The following is a 21,012-nucleotide window of genomic DNA, read 5'->3' as shown; positions in this document are numbered from 1 at the left end:
GCCTGACCATGAAAACGAAAACACTGAGCATTCTCAGCGCGCTGGCCCTACCCCTTCTGGCCGGCAGCGCCCATGCCGAGATTACCCAGGATTGCATCCTCGAAGGCAGCGTCGACAAGCGCAAGGCCGCTCAGCTCGGCCGCGATGTCTACGTGAAGTTCCGCAGCGCCGAGGCCGGCGACGCCGCCCCCTGCGACATGAGCCGCAGCAGCCGCAGCCGCCGCGTGCAGTTCAAGGCACCGAGCACCGATGACATCACCGATGCGCCGCACGGCGCCGCAGTGAAATACCGCTATATCGAGCGCGACAACGGGCACGGCCAGTGGCAGCTGATGGAACCTTCTGACGGCGCCATCTGACTGTCCGGCCGCCCGCGCCCGGCCACGCAACCAGCCCCGTAAAGCGGGACGGGCGGCCCCCTCACCCTGCATCAGGGTGTCTCATTCCTCGACTGATCGACCCAGACCAGGTCCTCCGTCGCGAACCCCAGCGCCTCGGCACTTGTGACGAAACGCCGCTTGAGCGCTTCATCTACCGTCGGCGTACGCGCCAGCAGCCAGAGGTAGGAGCGGTTGAAGCCGGACACGAAGGCGTACTGGTAGTCGGCCTTATCCAGCTCGAAGACCACGTAGGAGCCGTAAAAGGGACCGAAGAAGGATACCTTGAGGTGCCCGACTGACGAATCCTGGACGAAGCGGGCAACGCCCTCGGCCTCGTCCCAGCCCCCCTCTTCGACATCAAAGCCCCGGTTGAGGACCCGTACCGATCCATCATCGTTAAAGCTGTAGTTGGCATTCACGCCATCGAGCCCACGCTCGAAGCTGTGGTCCAGCCGCGCGATCTCGTACCAGCGACCCAGGTAGCGCTCCGCCTCGAAACCGCTGACCGGCTCCACACCGTCGGGCATGCCGGTGCAACCGGCAAGAACAACAGCCACACAGACCGCATACAGGCGACACAACATGAAGGACTCCCGGCAACTTCGATGTAACAGTATAACGCCCGTGCCACCGGCGCCCGTTGATATCGCTCAAGAGCGGGGACGGGGCTCGTGCAGCCGGCCCCGAAGCACCGCGCGGCGGGAGAACACGGGGCCGACAATTTCAAAGAACACCGTGGAGCTGATCACCAGAGTCAGCAACAGGGTCCGGTACTCCGGCAGGTGGTTGGCAGCGACCAGCGCCATGCCAATGGCAACCCCCGCCTGTGGCAGCAGGGCATAGCCCAGCTGCCGGGCCGTGCGACCGTCGAGGGCAACGGCGAGGCCACCGAGCCGTGCACCGACCACCTTGCCCAGGGAGCGCAACCCGAGGTAGCTGACGCCGATGATCCCGAGCTGCACCAGGGCCGCGACATCCAGACTGGCCCCGGCGAGCACAAAGAACAGCAGCAGTACCGGGTTTTCGATGTCCTCGATGGCGTGAAAAGGATACTCGTGGTGCCGGGCGAGGTTGGCGATCACGGCCCCGAGGGTCATGGCGGCAATGAGGAACGACACCTCAAGCCAGAGCGCGAGGCCCCCGCAGAGAAAGACCAGGCCCACGGCTTCCGAAAGCACCGGCTGCCCCGGGCGCACACGACCGGTGAGGTAGGCGGCAGGCACGCCCAGAGCGCCACCGAGGAACAGCGCCCCGAAGACATCGCGCAGCGCCGTGAGCACGAAACCCGTTTCCCCCACGGCCCCCATGGCTGCCGTCGCCACGGCCATGCCGGCGCTGAACAGCACCAGCGCCCAGACATCGTCCAGGGCCACCATGGCGAGGAGCCCGCGGCTGAAGCGGCTCTCGCTGCCCGTCTCCTGTACCACATCGAAGACCGAAGCCGCGTCCGTTGCCGAGGCAATGCAGCCGAGCAGCAGTGCAACCGGCAACGGCAGACCAAGGGCCCAGAGTCCGGCGCAGACCATGGCAGCGGTCACCAGCGCAGCGGAGAGGGAAACGGCGAGCACCTCCGCGCTCGTGCTGCGCAGCTGCCCCGGCGTGAGCTGGCCACCAAGAAGAAAACCGACCATGACCAGGGCCATGTCCGCCACTACCGGGAAAAGCTCGCCGACCTCCGGGGGAATCAGGCCCAGCCCCGCATCGCCAATGAGCACACCGAACAGGAGCAGGAGCGTCACCCGGGGCAGGAAGGTGCGCCGGCCGATCGTCGAAGTGACCAGCCCCAGAAGGAAAACCCCGCCGAGCGTGAGCAGCAGCTGGGGAGACGTCGCCAGGTTGTCCATCAGTGGCCCAGGGCCTGCCGTTGTATCATGGTCCCTCCTTGACCAGAGAGTATACAGCCCCGGCCCGCCGAACCGGTCCGCTGCCACTGGATTTTCCGGCGGTCATGGCGGATCGTAGGCGCATGGGCAAGAAGCACGAAGAAGTCGAGTTCAAGGCGGGTGTCGACCCCGCGACCCTGGCGCGGCTGCGGCGGCACAGGTCCCTGCGCCCGGCCACCGTTGGCCGGGCGAGCACGCGCAGGCTTGTCTCGATCTACTACGATGCCGGCGATCTCCGCCTCATGGAGGCGGGCCTGTTCCTCCGCATGCGGCGCAGCGGCGGCCGCTGGGAGCAGACCATCAAGGCAGCGCGCCTGGCTCTGCCGGGGCTGCAGCGGGTAACGGAAGTCACCGATCCTGCCGACGGCCCGGAACCCTCACTCACGCGCATCTCTCAGCGCGCCGTGCACCGCGCCCTCGAAGCCGCCCTCGCCGGCGCCGCCCTGCAGCCGGTATGCCGCTCGGATATCCAGCGCACCACCCGGCTGCTGGAAACCGGCGAGGGACGAGTGGAACTTGCCTTTGACCGCGGTTCGGTGAGCGCCGGAGACGTGGTCGATCCTTTCTGCGAAGTGGAAATCGAGTGCATCGACGGCGGCGCCAGGCCGGCCTGGTCCTGGGCGCAGACCCTCCTCGACGGAGAGCCCGTCCGCCTGGTACAGCCGAGCAAGGCCGCCCGCGGCTTCACCCTCGCCGCCGGCGGCGAGCCGCTGCGCGCCGCCGTGAACCACAGCAATCCCTCGGCACTCGGCCCGCAACGCACGTCGGAAGCCGCCGTGGAAGCCATGCTGGCGCAGCTGGCGCACAGCATCGCCGAGAACCTCTATATCGTGTTCACCCGCGACGACCCCGAAGGCCCGCACCAGCTCCGCGTGGCCCTGCGCCGCCTGCGCGCCCTGCTGCGGACAACGGACGGCCTGCTGCGCAAGGGAGGCTGCGACGGCATGGCGCGCCGCGCCCGGGATCTCGGGCGCCTCCTCGCGCCCCTGCGTGACGCGGACGTACTCACGGCGCTGCTGCTCGAGGCCGGCCACGACGACGAACTCGATGCCGCCCTTTGCGCGCGCCGGGATGCCGTGCGCGCGGAAGTCCGCGAAGCGCTGCGAGAGGCCAGCGCTACCGGCTTTGCAATAACGCTTCTTCGCCTCGTGGACGAGGGCGGCTGGAACCCGCACGGCAAAAGCCGCCGCAAGCGCCTGCGACAGCCACTGGCCGGGGCGCTCGGACCAGCGCTGGACGCGCAATGGTCGAGAGTGAAGCGCCACGGCAAGGGGTTCGGCAGACTCGACGCTGCCGCCCGCCACCGCCTGCGCAAGGACCTGAAGGTCCTGCGCTACATGCTGGAGATCGCCGCCCTCGACCCGAAGGCACCGCCGCCCGACGGGCTGCTGAAGACCCTGGGGCGGCTGCAGGATGCGCTGGGCGTCCTCAACGATGCCGACAACCTCGCCGGACAGCGGCTCACCCTCGACGACCCGGCCCTGGCCCGTGCTCTGGCCCGGAGGCAGGCCCGGCTACCGGTGCTGAAAAAGACGGCCAGGCGCAAGCAGCTGGCAAAGGCGCGCCGCGCCTGGGGCAGGCTGCAGGAGCGCTGGCACCGTTAGCGGGACAGGTAGATGTAACGGAAAGTGAGATTGACCCGCGGCCCGCAGGGTCGCGCCTGCCGCGGCAGCTCGTGCTTCCAGTTCACCTGCGTATCCCCCGCCATCACCAGCACGCTGCCCGGGGGCAGTGGCAGCTTCAGCGCTTTCACCGTCTTGTCGTGGCGATGCTTCAGGCGGAAGGGCCGCGGCGCGCCCAGGCTCAGGGACGCGATCACGGGCCGGTCGCCGAGTTCCGGCTCATCGTCCGCGTGCAGGCCCATGGCATCCTGCTGATCCCGGTAGTAGTTGAGCAGCACGCTGTTGAAGGGCGCGTCGGCGAGCATCTCCATGCGCCGGCGCAGGTCGTCGAGGCGCCGTGTCCAGGGCAGGGGCTCGAGTGTGGTCCCCGAATAGCGATAGCTCGCGCCGGGATCGCCATACCAGGCGAACAGCCGCGGCTGCCGGTAGCGCCTGCCGAAGAGCACCACGTCGCCGGTCCGCCACGCGCTATCGCGCACCAGCTCATCGAGCAGAGCATCGCTGGAGAGACCCAGCGCCACGCCGCGGTGCAGCAGCAGCGAAGCACCGGGGGCACTGATCACCTCCGATGAGGCTTCCGGGAAAAGATCCATGGCACAATTATGGCTCATCGCCGATTTTCGGGGCGGCTGATGGAGGGTACCCCCAGTCGCTCCCCGATACACGCTTGGTCGGAGCACCCTCCACCACCCGCCCCGACCGTGGCGGGAGCACGCGCCACGCCAGGAAATCACTGAGCACCGGGCTCACTTCGCAGCGAGGGTGCTGCCCGCCGCCAGCGCCGTGGCCTCGATTTCGATCTCCAGCTCGGGCAGGGCCAGGGCCTTGACCTCCACGATTGTGTCCGCCGGATAGGGCGGCGTGAAGTAGCGCTCGCGGAGGGCGACCACGTCGGGAAAGCGCGCCATGTCCGTGAGGTAAATGGTGACCTTGATAACCCGGGCCAGGCTCGAGCCACCGGCTTCCAGCACCTCCGCCAGGTTCGCGAACACCTGCTCCGCCTGCGCGGCGAAGTCGCCAGCGCCAACCAGGTTGCCATCCCTGTCGATGGCTGCCTGGCCCGAGGTAATTACCAGATCGCCGACACGAAAGGCCTGCGAAATCCGGTAGGGGGCCAGCGGGTCCGGCTCGGTACTGACTTGCACTGCATCCATGGTCGATCAATCTCCTTGTTAGCAACAGTCTCTGTCGGCCGACAGCACGGGCCACATCGGCGCAGCCGCTGCCTCGACCGGTTCAGCCGCCGGCGGGCGTCAGCCGGAGCAGGCGCCCCTGGCTGCTGCCGCGCTCGTCCTCGAGGACCCAGAGGTCGCCCTCCGGCCCCTCGACAACGCTACGGATCCGCGCCCCCATGGGGTAGCGTGCCACCTCTTCCGCGCTGTCTTCCCCGAGGTGGATGCGGACAATGGCCTGCGACGACAGACCGGCGGCCAGCGCATCACCGCGCCAGCCCGGGAACAGGTCGCCGCGGTAGATCATGAGGTCACCGGGCGAGATGACCGGGGTCCACCAGGCTTTGGGCGCCTCGAACTCAGGCCGCGTGTCGTGGTCGGGCATGGGGCGCCCGTCGTAGTGGTCGCCGTTGGAAACGACCGGGTAGCCGTAGTTGGCGCCGCGCTGGACCAGATTGAGTTCGTCGCCGCCGGCCGGGCCCATTTCGAGTTCCCAGAGCCGGCCGTCCCCATCGACAGCAATGCCCAGCGGATTGCGATACCCGACAGACCAGATCTCGCCATAGACGGCAGCATCATCGACCAGGGGCTCCTCGCTGCGGTAGTCCACAAAGGGGTTGTCCGCGGGCACGGAACCGTCGTCGTGGAGACGGATCATCTTGCCGAGGTTGGCCTGCATATCCTGCGCCGGGGTGAATTTCTGCCGGTCGCCGGAGGAGATCCACAGGTAGCCGTCATCATCAAAAAGCAGCCGGTGGCCGTAGTGGCCGTAGCCCAGCACCTTCGGGTACTGGCGCCAGATCACCTCCAGGTTCCGGAGCGCAGGGCGGCGGCCACTGACGTCCAGCACCCCGCGGGCGACGGCGGCGCCGCGCGTGTCGCCCGTGCCGGCCTCGGCATAGCTGAGATAGACCAGGCTGTTGTCGGCGAAGTCCGGATGCAGGGCGACATCGCCGAGCCCGCCCTGGCCGCCGTAGGCGACATCGGGAACCCCACTGACCGGCCCCGCCTTCGCGCCGTCCCGGGACACGACGAACAGATTACCTTTCTTCTCGGTGACCAGCATGCGCCCCCCGGGCAGGAAAACCAGCGCCCAGGGCTCGTCGAAATCGGTGATGACCTCGCGCTCGAAGGGCCCTCCGGCCTCGGCGCAGGCCAGGACCGGAAGCAGCGCGAACGTGCACAGGAGGTAGCGTAAGCTGACCATGCTGTAACTCCTCGAGAGAATACGATGACTGAGCGGTGACTCTAGCGGAACCCTGGCGGAGCCGCCAGCAAGGCACAACGGCGCGGGAACCTGTTATCGTTCACTGACCATTCCGGCCGTGACCGCACCACAAGCCATGTTCGCCCGCTTTCGCCACCGCTTTACCCGCGCAAAGCGCGCCCGGCTGCTCCGCCGCACCCGCATCGGCTACAGCACCTGGCACGACGCGTGCCGTCGCCTGCCGGTCCTGGGCTACCTGGATCGTGAGCAGCGCCCGCGCCTGCGCAGACTCGCCGGCCTTTTCCTTGCTGAGAAGACCATGGTCGGCGCCGGCGATCAGGCGCTTGACGAGCACCTGTGCACGGCCATCGCGGCCCAGGCCTGCCTGCCCATCCTTGAGCTGGGGCTAGAAGCCTACGGCGGCTGGCGCACCGTCATCGTCTACCCGGACACCTTCCTCGTCGACCATCGGGAGGTCGACGACGCCGGCGTGCTGCACGAGAGCCGCCAGGAACTCGCCGGCGAAGCCTGGGAACAGGGGCCGGTCATTCTGTCCTGGGGTGACATAGCCCGGGCTGGCCCCGGCGGCGACCTGGATGGCGGCATCATCATCCACGAAGTCGCCCATAAGCTCGACATGCTGAGCGGCGGCCCCAACGGCATGCCGCCGCTGCACCGGGGCATGGATCCCGCTGCCTGGACCGAGGCTTTCAGTGCTGCCTACGAGGCCCTTCGTGACGCGGTGGCTGCGGGCGAGGCGACCGCTATCGATCCCTATGCAGCGGAATCGCCCGGCGAGTTCTTCGCCGTGCTCTCGGAGGCGTTCTTCGAGACACCGGCACGGCTGCAGGCCAGCTTCCCCCGCGTATACGCCCAGCTCGCGCTCTTTTACCGCCAGGACCCGGCGGCAGCCGACCACTGAAAGGATCGCTGCAAACGCCCTGGCGGCTACTCCGCCGCAAGGTCTCCCGGCAGCTTGCAGCTGCCGCCAGCAGCTACCTCGATCTGCTGCGCCGTGGCGGCCAGCACAGGGCCGAGCGGATCATCGGCGCCAACCGCTTTCAGCGCGGGCGCCAGCGCCGCCCGCGCCTGCCCGGCGCAACCCTGGGCCAGCAGCAGGTCGGCAAGATTGTTGCGCGTGGCGGCGTGCTGCGGGTCGATGGCCAGGGCCCGCTGGTAGTGAATAAAGGCCTCGCCGGGAAGTTCCGCGGCCCGAAAGCTGTTGCCGGCGCCGAAGGCCAGGTCCGCGTCAGCAGGCCAGCGGGCGAGCGCTGCCTCCCAACCGGCAAGGGTAGCACCAGCACCAAGCAAGGGCTCGGCGGCAGCCAGGGAACCGGCGACAACCCGCGGCGTCGCCACCGCGGGCAACTGCCCCGGCGGCAACACGACCAGGCCCCAGCGAGCCCCACCCTCCCAGTGCCTGCGGAACGCGCGCACGCCCTCCAGCCTGCGGCGCTCGCGCCCGGAGCGCAGGACCCATTGCGCAGTGTCGACCCGATAGCCGACGACCACCGCATAGTGCCACCGCGGCAGGCTGTCGAGGCCGAGGTTCTGCAGGATCAATACCGGGTGCCCCGCGCTCAGTTCCGCCACGAGTGCTTCCTCGCTGGCCGCTACCGGGAATGGCACGCGACCATGACGGCGGGCCGCGGCCGCCAGCTCGGCCTGAAGGCTCCCTTCGCGGCCGGGCAGGTAGACAGCATCGACCAGAGCGTCGGCGGTCACCGGCAGGCTGGTCGCCGCCAGAACCGTCGCCAGCGCCGCCGGACCACACTGGTAGCGCGCCTGGGGAAAGAAGGGAACGGCGGCGAGCTCGACCGAGGCATCGGCGCCCGCAGGGGGCCGTGCCGGCGAGAGGCTGCAACCGGCCACAAGCGTCAGCAGGAGGGAGAAAACCGCCGCGGGGCGCACCCCACGGCGCAGGCGCCTGCCCCTATACGCCGCTGAAAACGTCAGTGACACCGACGAGTTCGAGGATCAGCAGCACTACGAAGACAGCGCCGACGAGCCCGAGGATACTGCTGCCCGCGGGCAGCTCGTCAAAGCGTGCATTCAGCTGGGCCAGCTCTGCGGGTGACAGCGCTGCCACCCGGGCACGGGCATCCTGCGGATCAACACCGAGCGCCGTCAGCTGGGCCTGCACGTCCGCACGGGCAAGCGCAGCGCCGGCGGCCCCCAGCGCTTGCCCGGCGCGCGCCGGGGCAAAGTAGTCACCGTTGCCGACGACCGCCGCCCGGGCAGGCACCGCTGCCGTGGCAGCCAGGAAGATGATCACTTGAAGTACGATCAGAAAACGGGAAAGCATGGCAGACCTCCATCAGGCCCTGAGCGATTCTCCATGCTACTGGAGGCGCACACCGCTGCCTAGGAGTTTATTGCATTCTGCAATGCTAATTTCAATTCGGTCTCCCGGCGTGCCCTGCAAGGTTTCTGCGTACACGCCATCACACGCCACCAAGCGCACCACCGTTGACGCGGTTCCATGCTATGGTCGGATTGACAAAAAAAGTCGCGAGAAACGCCATGAGCGAGCCCCTGGAAATCGACGTCTTCTGGTCCTTCCGCAGCCCCTGGTCCTACCTGGCAACCCCCCGCCTGCGCGACTGGCAGGCACGCTACGACCTCACGGTGAACTTCCGGCCGGTGTACCCGCTGGCGATACGCACCCCCGAGTTCTTTCACAACCAGCATCCGCAGTGGCTCGGCTACTTTCTCACCGACCTCGTGCGCTGCGCCGAATACCTGGACCTCCCGATCAGCTGGCCGGACCCGGACCCGGTCAACCAGTATGTCGACGACAACGGCGTGCGGCAGACCGGCGAGGAGCAGCCCTACATACACCGCCTGACGCGCCTGGGCGCCCTGGCTGCGGAGCAGGGTGACGGCATCGCCTTCGCCGACGAGATCGCGCGGGTAATCTGGGGGAGCACCAAGGACTGGCACGAGGGCGAGCACCTGGCCCGGGCCTCCGCCCGCGCCGGCTTCGACCTCACTGCGATGGACGCGCAGGTCGAGGCCGAAAGCGACCGGCTCGAAGCCATCATCGAGGAAAACCAGGCCGCCCACGATGCGGCCGGCCACTGGGGCGTGCCCACCTGCGCCTTCCGCGGCGAACCCTTCTTCGGCCAGGACCGGCTGGAGCTGCTGCTCTGGCGCCTGAAGCAGGCGGGGCTGAAAGAGCGCTAGCTGCCCACCGGCCCCTGGAGGTTCATGGCACATCGCGCTCCGTCAACGCACAAAGCATCGGCAGGCCCTGGCGGCTTCGGCGCCCGAACCATCGCTCCAGGGTCGCGCCGGCCCTCCGACGAACCTCGTCGTCGATGAACAGGGCCACAGTAGTGACAGCGGCCGCGAGGACGCCGAGATCATCGCTGAACCCCACCGCCGGCAAAGCGTCCGGGATCGCATCGGCAGGGAAAACGAGGTAGGCCAGAGCGCCATAGATCACCGAGCGCGCCCAGGCCGGCGTCCCCGGGGCCTCGGCGGCGTAGTAGAGCCAGAGGGCCTTCTCGATCACCTCTCGCCCGGCCTGTGCCCCCTGCCGCCGGAGCTTGGCCCAGAAGCCTGCTTCATCAAACGTGTTGCCAGGTCCCTTCACCATACGTTCGTCTCCTGCTCCGCAGCGGTGCCTGCCGGGCCTGGCAGGGTGCGCTGGTCGTCATGGCTTTGCCCCAAAGGATAGCGCATCCGGCCCTTCCGCCGGTGCACCAGGAGGGCACGGTTACTCCCGGAGCACACCGGTGGCCACGACCTGCAGCGGCTCACCGGCCTCGTCCCGCAGTTGCTGGTCGTAGGCGGCCTGGAGGCCGGTCAGATCTCCGCCGTCGTCCACCGGGCCGTAGTCGATGAGGCGCGGATACAGCGGCGACAACAGCGCCGCGATGATTCCCAGCACGGCGAAGAGGGAGAAGGCGTCGGTATAGCCCAGGTAGCCGACCAGGACACCGACGACCGGGGAGCCCGCGGCCTGGCCAAGAGCAACGGCCATGAAGGGCAGCACCGGCCCCAGAGACAGGCGCCCGGGCAGGAGTCGGATTCCGGTCATCAGGTAGAGCCCGGTGAGGCTCATGTAAGCGAGCCCAAAGACCATGGCGGAGAACACCGCCAGCACGATCTGCCCCGGACTTGCCGCCAGCAGCGACAGGCTCGCGGCCAGCATCATGAGCATGAGCGCCTGGGTGATCGCGGGGTTGTTGCGATCGGCGAGGTCCGCCACTGCGGCCCCGCCGAGCCCGGCCAGCCCCACCGCCAGCCAGAGCGCACCGGTGGCCGCGGGCGGCAATGCCTCCGTAGCTACCACGAGGTCCGGCGCAAAGACCCAGTAAGCGGCCGAGACAAAGCCCATGATGAAGGCGAAGAGCGACAGCCGGGACAGCCGCCACCACTGCAAGGCAGTGACCGGGGGCGGCGGCGCGGCATCCGCCGGCGTAATGCGCGAGACCGCCGGCAGCCAGATACCGGCCGCCAGCACACCGAGGGCCGCAAGGACGGCGAAGCCGCTGTAGGCGAGGCGCCAGTCGCCGGCGAGGAAAAGGGCGACCGGCACAGCGACCATCACCCCGATACTGGTGCCCGCATTCATTACCGAGCTGGTACGGCCATGCATGGAGCGATCCACCATCGCCTGCATGCCGGCGGTGAGCGCGGGCATCATGAGGCCGGTGAAGATGCCGCAGGCAAATACACCGGCGCCGAGCAGCAGTGCATCGGACGCCCGGCTGATCAACGCCAGCCCACCCACGCCGACGGTTCCGGCGAGCATGGCGGCATAGCGGGCACCGAGGCGATCGGCGACAAGGGGCGCGACCAGCGCTGCGAGCACGAAACTCACCAGGGGGAGCGCACCGATGACACCGACCACATCAGACGCCAACGCAAGGTCGTCACGGATCGGCGGCACGAAGAGACCGAAGGCAAAGCGCGCAAGCCCGTAGCTGATGGCGACCAGCGCCGCCCCGAACAGTGCATAGACCGTGCTGGAGAGCTGCCTCATAGAGACCTCAAGGACCCGTCGGGACGGGTCAGCGCAAACAATCCCCCGACCTTCTCACAGTCCCCACCACCGCTGTCAAAGGCCCGGCGCGCTCGCGACGCTGATTGCAGCCGCTCGCGCGCGCTGGCGGGCTCCGGCTACTGCAGCTGCGCCTCTTCCAGGAAGCGGAAGAAGTCGGAATCCGCTTTGAGCATGAGTGTGCTGTTTTCGCCCAGGGCCCGGTAGCTCTCAAGGGTGCGGAAGAACGCATAGAACTCCGCGTCGGCACCGAAGGCCTCACCGTAGATCCGGGTAGCTTCCGCATCGGCCTCGCCGCGGATCTTCTCGGCATCGCGGGCCGCCTCGGAGCGGATACGCCGAAGATCGCGCTCCATGTTGCCGAGGATTTCCTGGCTGCGGCCGCGGCCCTCGGAGCGGAAACGCTCCGCGATGGACTGGCGCTCTGCGGTCATGCGGCTTTCCACCTGCCGGCGCACAGATTCAATATAATTAACCCGCTTGATACGCACATCGTCCAGCTCGATGCCCAGGGCCGGCATGGAATCCCTGGCCCGCTCCAGGATCCCCGTCTCCAGCAGCTCACGACCCAGCTTGGGCTGCTTCTGCAGGTTGACGTCACTGCGCTCGGCGAGCGCGGGGTCATCCAGCTCATCGACATCGACCTCCCAGTCCTTCGAGCGGACGATCTCTTCGAGCTCCGTGGACGACACCATGTCGCGCACTACCGAGTCGACAATGTCATCGAGGCGCGTGCGTGCGCCGGCTTCGTCCCGGACGCTGGTGAGGAACAGCAGCGGGTCGGTGATGCGCCAGCGCGCGGTGGTATCCACAAGGATAAACTCCCGGCCCAGGGTGGGGATCTGCGTAACGTCGCCATCCCAGACCAGCAGGCGCTTGTCGAAAAAACGCACCTTCTGCCAGGGCAGCTTGACCTTCAGCCCCGGCTCGTTGATCACGTCGCCGATCGGTTCACCGAACTGGACCACGATGGCCTGTTCCGCCTCGTCGACGGTGTAGAGCGTCACGTAGCCGAGCAGGACAGCCAGGGCGGCGACGATCGCAAGCAGTGTGGTTTTCATTGGTCACCCCCGGAGGCACGCGTCTCTGACCGGTTCACGTCGAGCAGGGGGAACGGACCCACCTGTCCCTCCTGCACGACCAGCAGCTGGCCGATCCCCGGCAGCACCTCGTTCAGGGTTTCCAGATACAACCGCGTGCGCGTCACCGTGGGCGCCTGCTGGTACTCGGCCAGCACGGCACTGAAGCGGATGCTCTCGCCGTCGGCCCGGTTGACCCGTTCCGTCGCATAACCCTTGGCCTCGGCCACGGTGCGCAGAGCAGCACCCTCGGCGTTGGGGATTTCCTGGTTAACGCGCTTCTGCGCTTCGTTGATCATCCGCTCCCGCTCCTGGCGCGCCTCGTTGACCTCGTTAAAGGCTGGCTGTACAGCCGGGGGCGGCACCACGTCCTGCATTTCGACGGTGCTGATTCGAATGCCGGCATCGTACTGGTCCATGATTTCCTGGATCTCCTCCCCGGCCTTCTGCTGAATCTCCACGCGGCCGATCGTCAAAACCTCGGAGCCGAGCATGTTCCCGACAATCCGGCGCATGACCGACTCGGAAATATCGCGCAGGGTGCGCGTGGGCTCGCGCATCTCGTAGAGAAACTTGATGGGGTCATCGATGCGATACTGCACCACCCACTCCACGTCGATCATGTTGAGATCGCCGGTGAGCATCAGGGACTCGTCCTCGAACTGGGCCTCGCTGTAGCTGGAGCGCTCGCCCTGGCGGGTATCCCGGGTGCGAAAGCCGAACTCCTGTTTGAGCACGCGCTCGGTCGCCACCCACTGGATCTGGTCGATGCCGAAGGGCAGCCTGAAGTGCAGGCCCGGATCGGTGATGCCCGTGACGGAACCGAAGCGCTTGACCACGGCCCGCTCCTCCGGCTGCACCGTGTAAAAACAGGTCAGGACACCCCAGGCCAGTAGCACGAGTGCAATGATGCCGACAAAAAGGCCAGCGGCACGACCACCCGGAGGGCCGCCGCTGGTGAATTTCTTCAATAATTCGAACAGGTCCGGTGGGCCCGAAGGGCCTCCACCGCTGCCGTTTACGGATTGGATCATTCCCGATCTCCTGGTCATCGTAAAACCAGTCTACGCGTCGGGGGTGGGTTTGTACGGAAACCGGAAAAATATCGCGGCTTGGCCTGCGGGTGCTTACCAGACGCCGCCGGTCAGACTGATGGACCCGCACGAAAAAGCGGGCATGGCTGCCGCCGTGCAGTGCAGAGCCGGCCTGCAGCTCAGAGGGAAGCGCTAGCTGAAACGCTCCTTCCACTTGCCGCGATTTTCTTCCTGACAGGCCTCTTCACTATCGAAACCTACCTGCCGCCGGCTATCGCTCAGCCGGATATCGATCGCCGCCAGCTTTTCCCTGACCAGGGCACGCATGCCCTCCCTGTCGGCTCTGGCCAGGTTTGCCCTGGTATCGTAGACACACACGACGGACAAAGAACCGGGAAGATCGTCATAGTTTACGAAATGCGTGAGCCATTCGAAGCCTTCGTGGTGTCCCCGCGCGAGTTCGCAGGCGTCCGTCAGGACCTTGCGGATGGCATTGTCGGTTTTCCTGTCCGTCTTTCTCATAGGGCATAAGGCCTGGCGCACCGAGTGCGGGAACCATCAGTTCAAAGCGAGGTTTCCGCGGGAACGTTACCCGATAATAAGTATCGTCACGAGTGGAACGCGTGTCCCGCCGCCCCGCCTTGTTATGCAGCAGACTCCGCAGCTACGTCCGGTAGTGCATCCCTCCTTGTGTAATTTCTCGGTGGCGGGAAAGAGCGGAGCCACCCGGTTATTCTTTCGGGCGCAGGACGGTATTTCCAAGCGCGCCCTGGCGGGTGACCGAAATGACAGAAAGGGTGTTGCTCACTCCGTCGGTCGAGCTGTGGCCACCCTAGCTGCCTGTCCAGACGGCCTCCGTTACCAGGCATGTGCCGCCGACCCGTTGCAGGATCGGCTTTACGCCTTCCACAACAGCAGCCACAACCTCATCCTGCTCGACGGCGAGAATGAATACGCAGTTTTCGTCTGTGTCGGTAACGTCGTCAGCACGGCGATGGCCCCTGTCGCCATGACCACCCGCGTGATGAATAAGGGTGTAGTCCGGGGCGCCAGCCGCGGCCAGGAGCCTGCCCAACCGATCGATCTGTGATCGCTCAACGATAATTTCTATGCGTTTGCAGGGGTGCATGGCGCAGTCCTCTGGTCGTAGGTCAGTTGGCGATAATCTGGATGATCAGATGGAAAAGCGGGATCCCGAGAATGATATTGAGTGGAAAGGTCACAGCGAGGGCCATGGTGAGGTAGATACCGGGGTTGGCCGCGGGCAGCGCCAGACGCATCGCCGCGGGCACGGCGATGTAGGAGGCGCTGGCACCGAGAATCGTCAGGAGCAGGGCATCACCCTCGGACATACCGGCCAGCACGGCCAGGAGCAGGGCGACGCTACCGTTCAACGCGGGTAACAGCACTGCAAAGCCCACCATGGACGTCAGCGGAACGGACTGCTCCTGGCTACTGGCGGCTTGCAGGTCACGAAGCCGGCGCGCGGCCACCAGCCCCATATCCAGCAAAAAGATACAGAGCATCCCGACGAAAGGCGCCTTGACGAAGGGAGCGAGCTGATCCATCCCGTCTTTGCCATTGACCCAGCCGATCAGGAGGCTACCGAGGATCAGGACTACCGACCCATTGAGAAAAGCCTCCCGCAGAAGCTCCGACAGTGTCGTTTCCTCGACGCCCCCGGCACCCGCTTCTGTGCCCTTGCCAGCGCTTCGTCGATAAAGATAGAGCCCGACAACAATCGCCGGCGCCTCCATCAACGCCATGGCGGCTACAAAATGCCCGCCCCAGGCTATGCCGAGACTATCGAGGTAATGGGTTGCCGTGACAAAGGTCACGGCGCTGATCGAGCCGTAGGTGGCGGCAACGGCGGCGGCATCGGCAGCATCGAACCAGCGCGAGATCATGAAGTAGACGAACACCGGAACAGCCGCAGCAAGCAGCAGCGCTGCGCCCAGCGCCAGCAGCACATCGACAGAGAAAGGACTCTCGGACAGCGCGACACCGCCCTTGAAGCCAATAGCGAGCAACAGGTAAATGGAAACAGCTTTCGCGACCGGGTTGGGAATATCGAGGTCCGAGCGTGCAAAGGTGGCAAGCAGACCAAGACAAAAGAAAAGCAACGGGGGGGAGGTCAGGTTAGCGAAAAATGTACCACTCATGGCAAGCACCTTCATGAGACTTCGCTGCTTGTGTCGTGCTTTCCACGACCGTTCACGGACAGGAACATCCCGGGCCCAGTCTTGCCGTGCAGGAACGCCCTCAGCGCCCCCGCAACGCTGAGCACCATCGACCGCGCCTTCCCGGCAGCCCCAGCTTCAGGACAGACCTCACAGGTCACCATCTGATCGCAGCTGATGCTACCCCTGCACTCAAGGCATGAGCAACCTCGCCACGAGATCATCGGCACCTTGCACAGCAATACTGTATAAATATACAGTATTTGGCTCACGGCGTGCCGTGCCCGCGCAGGCTCACCGCGAAGTTAATCCCCGACCCTGCCACGGAATGTGAGACTACCGTCCAGCTCATGCCACCCAGCGCCTACATCGAACTCCACTGCCTCAGCTGCTACAGCTTCCTCCGCGGCGCCTCGCACCCGCAGGAGCTGGTGCAGCGCGCGGCAGCCCTGGGCTACGGCGGCCTGGCGATCACCGATGAATGCTCGCTCGCAGGCGCAGTAAAGGCTCACGTCGCGGCGAAGGCATGCGGCCTGCCGCTGATCATCGGCAGCGAGTTCAATCTCGTCGAGGGGGTGCGGCTGGTGGCGCTGGCGCCGTCGCGGGCGGCCTACGGGGAGCTGTCGGGGTTGATCAGCCTGGCGCGGCGGCGCAGCCCCAAGGGGCAGTACCGGGCGACGCTGCGGGACGTGATCTTCCACTTGAAGCGCTGCCTGCTACTCTGGCTGCCGGAAGATTCAGGCGAAGAAACCCGCGGCTATGGCCGGCAGCTGGCGCGCCTGTGCCCCGGGCGGGTGTGGCTGGGGGTGCACTACCTCCTCGGCAACGGCGAGGTGGCGCGCTACCTCGCCCTCAACCGGCTCGGGGCCGAACTCGGGCTGCCGCTGGTGGCCTGCGGTGATGTGCGCATGCACACGGCGCAGCGCAAGCCGCTGCACGATGTGATGACGGCGCTCTTCCACAACACCTCCGTGGAGCGCCTGGGGCGCCGGCGCCTGCCCAATGCCCAGCAGCACCTGCGCAGTATCGGACAGCTGCAGGCACTCTACCCCGAGGAGCTGCTGGCCGAGACGGCACGCATCGCGACCCGCTGCAGCTTCAGCCTGGGTGAGCTGCGCTACGAGTACCCGGAGGAGCTGGTGCCCCCGGGCCACACGGCGACGGGCTACCTTCGCGAGCTGGTCGCCGCCGGCGAGCGGTCGCGCTGGCCGCGGGGCACGCCGGCGGCAATCCGCGAGCGCATCGACAACGAGCTCGCCCTCATCCACGAACTCGAATACGAGTACTACTTTCTCACCGTGCACGACGTGGTCCGCTTCGCCCGGGAGCGGAACATCCTATGCCAGGGGCGCGGCTCGGCGGCGAACTCCGTGGTCTGCTACTGCCTGCACATCACCGAGGTGTCGCCGGAGCAGGTGTCCCTGCTCTTCGAGCGCTTCATCTCCCGCGAGCGCGACGAGCCGCCGGACATCGACGTGGACTTCGAGCACGAGCGCCGCGAGGAGGTCATCCAGTACATCTACGAGAAGTACGGCCGCCGCCGGGCGGCACTCGCCGCCACGGTGATCACCTACCGGGCGCGCAGCGCCGTGCGCGACGTCGGCAAGGCCCTGGGGCTGGATCCGATATTTGTCGAAGACCTGGCGAGGTCTCTCGCCTGGTGGGACAAGACCCGGGACCTGGAAAAGCGCTTCGAGGAACAGGGCGTGACCGGGCAGGGCCGCACGGCGCAGCTGTTCTACACGCTGGTGCAGGAGCTGCTCGGCTTCCCTCGGCACCTGTCACAGCACGTGGGCGGCTTCGTCATCTCGCGGGGGCCGCTGTCGAACCTGGTGCCCGTGGAGAACGCGTCGATGCCCGAACGCACGGTGATCCAGTGGGACAAGGAGGACATCGAGGCCCTGGGGCTTCTCAAGGTCGACATCCTCGCGCTCGGCATGCTCTCGGCGATACGCAAGAGTCTGGAACTGGTCGGCGGCTACCAGGCGCGCATCACGAGCATCGCCGACGTGCCGCGGGAAGACGCAGCCACCTACCGCATGCTGCAGCAGGCGGACTCTATCGGTGTGTTCCAGATCGAGTCCCGGGCGCAGATGACCATGCTGCCGCGGCTGAAGCCCGCCTGCTTCTACGACCTGGTGATCGAGATCGCCATCGTTCGCCCGGGGCCGATCCAGGGCGACATGGTCCATCCCTACCTGCGCCGGCGCCAGGGGCTGGAGCCGGTCAGCTACCCGGACGACGCCATCCGCGGCGTGCTGGAAAGCACCCTCGGCGTACCCATCTTCCAGGAGCAGGTGATCCGCCTGGCCATGGTTGCCGCGGGCTTCAGCGGCGGCGAGGCCGACGCTCTGCGCCGGGCCATCACCAACTGGGGCAAGGACAGCAAGCTGCTCAGCTTCGAGCAGAAGCTGACCGAAGGCATGATCGCGCGCGGCTACGACCAGGGCTTCGCCCAGCGGCTGTTCGACCAGATCAAGGGCTTCGGCGGCTACGGCTTCCCGGAATCGCACTCGGCGAGCTTTGCGCTGCTGGCCTACGTCTCCGCCTGGCTCAAGTGCCACCACCCGGCGGCGTTCTACGTGGGCCTCTTGAACAGCCAGCCCATGGGCTTCTACACCCCCTCGCAGCTGCTGCAGGACGCGCGCCGTCACGGCGTGCTGGTGCTGCCCGTAGACGTGAACGCGAGCGACTGGGATCACCAGCTTGTGCTGGACCAGGCCGACCCGCAGCCAGCCCGCGGCCCGATCCGTCTCGGCCTGCGGCTGGTGAAGGGCCTGTCCCGGGAGGGCGCCACGCGGCTGGCAGAAGCGCGCCGGAACGGCCCCTTCACCCAGGTGGCGGATCTACGCCGCCGCGCGCGACTCAACAAGGGCGATCTGCAGGCGCTGGTCGCCGCCGATGCCCTGGCCCACCTCAGCGGCCACCGGCGCCAGGCGCAGTGGCAGGTACTCGCCATGGAGGCATCGAAACCGCTCCTCGCCTATGAGGCCGCCGAGTCAGTCACTGCCCTGGACGACGCCGTCGCCCTGCCTGCCCCCGGCGTGGCCGAGGAAGTGCTCGCCGACTACCGCGCCCTGTCCCTCACGCTGCGCAGCCATCCGCTCGCCCTGCTCCGCGACCGCGCACCTTTCGACCGCTGTAAGCGCCAGGCGGACCTCGCCACCCTCAACAGCGGCCGCTTCGTGCGTATCGCCGGGCTGGTCACCTGCCGGCAGCGGCCGGGCACGGCCTCCGGCGTCGTCTTCCTCACCCTGGAAGACGAGACCGGCAACGCCAACGTAGTGGTCTGGCCTCGCGTGCAGGAGCGCTTTCGCGCCGCCCTCATGAACGCGCGGCTGCTGCTGGTGAAGGGCACTGTGGAGGTGCGCGACGGTGTGATCCACGTGATGGCCGGGGCGCTGTTCGACATGACCGAGGAGCTGAACGGACTCGGCGTGCAATCCCGCGACTTTCACTAAGCCCCGGCGCCGCCCACGGTCAGCCGGCGGGCCCATGGTCCTCGAGCCAGCGGTACAGCGTGCGCCGGGTCACGCCGAGGATACGCGCCGCCTGCTGCTTGTTACCGGCCACGTGCTCGAGCACCCGGTGCAGGTAGCGTTGCTGCAGTGTGTCCAGGGTCGGCCAGTCGTCCCAGGGGGCGCCGGGCGCCGGCCCGGGCACCGCGGAGCGCTCCTGCACCCGTGCCGGCAGGTGTTCGGGCTCAAGCTGCCGTCCGTCGCAGAAGGCCACGGCCCGCTCGAGGATGTTCTGCAGCTCCCGCACATTGCCGGGAAAGGGGTAGGTCGCGAGCAGATCCAGGGCCGCCGGACTGAGACCGGTCACCGCCGAACCGGTCTCCTGCCGCAAGCGGGTGAGGAAGAAACGGGTCAGCGCCAACCAGTCCTCGCCACGCTCGCGCAGCGGCGGCAGCCGCAGCGCAAAGGTCTCAAGGCGATAGTAAAGGTCCTCGCGGAAGCTGCCCTCGGCCACCGCCGCCTCGATATCCCGGTGCGTGGCGGCCACGATGCGCACATCCACCTTCTGCTCCTGGTCGCTGCCCACGGCGCGGAAGCTGCCATCTTCGAGCACGCGCAGGAGCTTGGCCTGCAGTGCCGAAGGCATCTCGCCGATCTCGTCCAGGAACAGCGTGCCACCGTCGGCCTCCTGCAGCAGCCCCGGCCGCCGGCTGCGGGCGCCGGTAAAGGCACCGGATAAATGACCGAAGAACTCGCTCTCGAGCAGCTCGCCGGGGATGGCCCCGCAGTTCACCGCCAGGAAGGGGCCATCGTGCCGGCCACTCTCCGCGTGCACGGCCCGCGCCGCCAGCTCCTTGCCGGTGCCGCTCTCACCGAGCAGCAGCACCGGTCCCTGGGCCCGGGCCACCCGCCGCAGCCGTTCGAAGAAACCCTGCATCGCCTCGCTGCTGCCATAGAGACCATGGAAATTGGGCATGGCCAGCAGCTCCCGGTAGCGGTCCAGCTCCCGGTCCCGGGCCCGCGCCGCCAGCAGCCGGCGCACGGTGAGCTGCAGGTGGTCGAAGTCCAGCGGCTTGGTCAGGAAATCGTCCGCCCCGGCACGCAGTGCATCAACGGCCTGGCGCACGGTACCGAAGGCCGTGATCAGCAGCATGGCCGGCCGCGGCGTGAGCCGGTCGAGGAGCGGCAGCAGCGCCGTGCCTTCGCCGTCCGGGAGCCGCAGGTCACTGATTACCAGCGCCACGGGCTGCTCGGCGAGCAACGCCTTCGCCGCGGCGAGGTCCGCCGCCGGCAGCGGCACGAGGCCCTCACCCTCCAGTTCCTCACAGAGCAGCTTGCGCAGCTCCGCATCGTCCTCCACCAGCAGTACGGGCTCGCCAGTCATAGCTCACCCCCCGCCAGCCCGCCATCACAGGGCATGCGCAGGGTGACGATAGCGCCCTTGTCGCCATTGCGCAGGCTGAGGCTGCCGCCGTGCTCCTCGACGATGGCCGCGCTGATGGCAAGACCGAGGCCTGAGCCCTCGCCCGAGGGCTTGGAGCTCCAGAAGGGCTGCAGCAGCACCTCCGGCGCCGCGGTCAGACCCGGGCCGTCATCACGCACCTCGAAAACGATCCCGTCACCGTCACCGTGAACGGCGAGGGTGACGACGCCCGCCGCCGCCTGGCGGGCGTTGCGGAGGATGTTCAGGAGCGCGAGTTCAAGGCGGCGCTCGTCGGCCCGGAGCAGCGCGTCGCTGCCGGTGCCCGCTGCCAGCGTCAGGCGCGGCGCGCCGTCACCGGCCTCCTGGCGCAGCGTCTGCAGGGCGGTTTCGGCGAGGACCCGCGCCGGAAAGCGGTCTACGCGACCGCGCGGAGCACCACCGGTGTAATCGAGGAGATCCTGGACCAGGGCCTCGACCCGCTGCACCTGCAACCGCAGCGCCTGCAGGTCCGGCTCCGCATCCGGGCTGCGCCGGGCGATGCGTCGGGCCCGGCCTTCGATCAC

The 21,012-nt window shown here is 67.3% G+C and carries 21 protein-coding genes; 5 read left to right on the top strand and 16 right to left on the bottom strand.

What is annotated here, in order from left to right:
- Positions 1-8 precede the first annotated feature (8 nt).
- The gene (locus tag HRUBRA_RS02455; protein WP_052094293.1) at positions 9-359 is read left to right on the top strand and encodes a hypothetical protein; all 351 of its coding nucleotides are present in this window, start codon (positions 9-11) and stop codon (positions 357-359) included.
- A 71-nt stretch (positions 360-430) separates the two neighbouring features.
- Here the strand turns inward: HRUBRA_RS02455 and HRUBRA_RS02450 are convergent, their stop codons facing one another.
- Positions 431-964 carry a lipocalin family protein gene (locus tag HRUBRA_RS02450; RefSeq protein WP_035514201.1) on the bottom strand — a complete coding sequence of 178 codons (534 nt, stop codon included), beginning with the start codon at positions 962-964 and terminating at the stop codon, positions 431-433.
- Positions 965-1,030: 66 nt separating this feature from the next.
- On the bottom strand, positions 1,031-2,224 hold the full coding sequence (locus HRUBRA_RS02445) for a cation:proton antiporter (RefSeq protein ID WP_035514198.1): 1,194 nt from the start codon (positions 2,222-2,224) through the stop codon (positions 1,031-1,033).
- A gap of 104 nt (positions 2,225-2,328) precedes the next feature.
- On the opposite strand from HRUBRA_RS02445, the gene HRUBRA_RS02440 reads away from it, so the two are divergent.
- Complete coding sequence (locus HRUBRA_RS02440) at positions 2,329-3,867, top strand: CYTH and CHAD domain-containing protein (protein WP_084592401.1); 1,539 nt, start codon at positions 2,329-2,331, stop codon at positions 3,865-3,867.
- On the opposite strand, the gene HRUBRA_RS02435 is transcribed toward HRUBRA_RS02440, so the two are convergent.
- From HRUBRA_RS02435 to HRUBRA_RS02425, 3 genes are all read right to left on the bottom strand, one after another.
- Positions 3,864-4,496, bottom strand: a complete 633-nt coding sequence (locus HRUBRA_RS02435; RefSeq protein ID WP_236629757.1) for an alpha-ketoglutarate-dependent dioxygenase AlkB family protein — start codon at positions 4,494-4,496, stop codon at positions 3,864-3,866. The genes HRUBRA_RS02440 and HRUBRA_RS02435 overlap by 4 nt on opposite strands.
- A 135-nt stretch (positions 4,497-4,631) precedes the next feature.
- Positions 4,632-5,039, bottom strand: coding sequence for a RidA family protein (locus HRUBRA_RS02430; protein ID WP_035514195.1), 408 nt, complete (start codon positions 5,037-5,039; stop codon positions 4,632-4,634).
- Positions 5,040-5,121: 82 nt separating this feature from the next.
- A complete protein-coding gene (locus tag HRUBRA_RS02425) occupies positions 5,122-6,264 on the bottom strand; it encodes a PQQ-dependent sugar dehydrogenase (protein WP_035514193.1) in 1,143 nt (380 codons plus the stop codon).
- Positions 6,265-6,382: 118 nt separating this feature from the next.
- Between HRUBRA_RS02425 and HRUBRA_RS02420 the strand changes: the two genes are divergently transcribed.
- Positions 6,383-7,186 (top strand): M90 family metallopeptidase, encoded by an 804-nt coding sequence (locus HRUBRA_RS02420; protein ID WP_144244354.1) that lies wholly within the window; start codon positions 6,383-6,385, stop codon positions 7,184-7,186.
- A gap of 26 nt (positions 7,187-7,212) precedes the next feature.
- Here the strand turns inward: HRUBRA_RS02420 and HRUBRA_RS02415 are convergent, their stop codons facing one another.
- Complete coding sequence (locus HRUBRA_RS02415; protein ID WP_052094292.1) at positions 7,213-8,175, bottom strand: PA2778 family cysteine peptidase; 963 nt, start codon at positions 8,173-8,175, stop codon at positions 7,213-7,215.
- A gap of 22 nt (positions 8,176-8,197) precedes the next feature.
- Positions 8,198-8,569 (bottom strand): PA2779 family protein, encoded by a 372-nt coding sequence (locus HRUBRA_RS02410; protein WP_035514191.1) that lies wholly within the window; start codon positions 8,567-8,569, stop codon positions 8,198-8,200.
- A 218-nt stretch (positions 8,570-8,787) separates the two neighbouring features.
- On the opposite strand from HRUBRA_RS02410, the gene HRUBRA_RS02405 reads away from it, so the two are divergent.
- The gene (locus HRUBRA_RS02405; RefSeq protein ID WP_035514189.1) at positions 8,788-9,450 is read left to right on the top strand and encodes a 2-hydroxychromene-2-carboxylate isomerase; all 663 of its coding nucleotides are present in this window, start codon (positions 8,788-8,790) and stop codon (positions 9,448-9,450) included.
- Between the two features lie 22 nt (positions 9,451-9,472).
- On the opposite strand, the gene HRUBRA_RS02400 is transcribed toward HRUBRA_RS02405, so the two are convergent.
- The 7 genes from HRUBRA_RS02400 to HRUBRA_RS02370 form a co-directional block, all read right to left on the bottom strand.
- Entirely contained in the window at positions 9,473-9,865 is a 393-nt protein-coding gene (locus HRUBRA_RS02400; RefSeq protein ID WP_052094291.1) for a YkvA family protein, read from the bottom strand.
- 120 nt (positions 9,866-9,985) lie between these two features.
- Positions 9,986-11,257, bottom strand: a complete 1,272-nt coding sequence (locus HRUBRA_RS02395) for an MFS transporter (RefSeq protein ID WP_035514187.1) — start codon at positions 11,255-11,257, stop codon at positions 9,986-9,988.
- A 137-nt stretch (positions 11,258-11,394) separates the two neighbouring features.
- Entirely contained in the window at positions 11,395-12,336 is a 942-nt protein-coding gene (gene hflC, locus HRUBRA_RS02390; RefSeq protein WP_201771510.1) for a protease modulator HflC, read from the bottom strand.
- Positions 12,333-13,388, bottom strand: coding sequence for an FtsH protease activity modulator HflK (hflK, locus tag HRUBRA_RS02385; protein WP_035514185.1), 1,056 nt, complete (start codon positions 13,386-13,388; stop codon positions 12,333-12,335). The genes hflC and hflK overlap by 4 nt, the downstream gene beginning before the upstream one ends.
- A 192-nt stretch (positions 13,389-13,580) precedes the next feature.
- On the bottom strand, positions 13,581-13,910 hold the full coding sequence (locus tag HRUBRA_RS02380) for a hypothetical protein (protein ID WP_035514183.1): 330 nt from the start codon (positions 13,908-13,910) through the stop codon (positions 13,581-13,583).
- Positions 13,911-14,220: 310 nt separating this feature from the next.
- On the bottom strand, positions 14,221-14,517 hold the full coding sequence (locus tag HRUBRA_RS15755; protein WP_407681007.1) for a P-II family nitrogen regulator: 297 nt from the start codon (positions 14,515-14,517) through the stop codon (positions 14,221-14,223).
- 22 nt (positions 14,518-14,539) lie between these two features.
- Complete coding sequence (locus tag HRUBRA_RS02370; RefSeq protein ID WP_035514238.1) at positions 14,540-15,550, bottom strand: sodium-dependent bicarbonate transport family permease; 1,011 nt, start codon at positions 15,548-15,550, stop codon at positions 14,540-14,542.
- 368 nt (positions 15,551-15,918) lie between these two features.
- Between HRUBRA_RS02370 and HRUBRA_RS02365 the strand changes: the two genes are divergently transcribed.
- Entirely contained in the window at positions 15,919-19,029 is a 3,111-nt protein-coding gene (locus HRUBRA_RS02365) for an error-prone DNA polymerase (protein WP_035514178.1), read from the top strand.
- A gap of 19 nt (positions 19,030-19,048) precedes the next feature.
- On the opposite strand, the gene HRUBRA_RS02360 is transcribed toward HRUBRA_RS02365, so the two are convergent.
- Together HRUBRA_RS02360 and HRUBRA_RS02355 are read right to left on the bottom strand one after the other, a co-directional pair.
- Positions 19,049-20,410 carry a sigma-54-dependent transcriptional regulator gene (locus HRUBRA_RS02360; protein WP_035514174.1) on the bottom strand — a complete coding sequence of 454 codons (1,362 nt, stop codon included), beginning with the start codon at positions 20,408-20,410 and terminating at the stop codon, positions 19,049-19,051.
- Positions 20,407-21,012 carry a sensor histidine kinase gene (locus tag HRUBRA_RS02355; protein WP_144244356.1) on the bottom strand — a complete coding sequence of 202 codons (606 nt, stop codon included), beginning with the start codon at positions 21,010-21,012 and terminating at the stop codon, positions 20,407-20,409. The genes HRUBRA_RS02360 and HRUBRA_RS02355 overlap by 4 nt, the downstream gene beginning before the upstream one ends.

The organism is Pseudohaliea rubra DSM 19751 (genome assembly GCF_000764025.1).
In the GTDB taxonomy this organism is placed as follows: domain Bacteria; phylum Pseudomonadota; class Gammaproteobacteria; order Pseudomonadales; family Halieaceae; genus Pseudohaliea; species Pseudohaliea rubra.
This window is presented reverse-complemented; position numbering and strand designations above follow the sequence as displayed.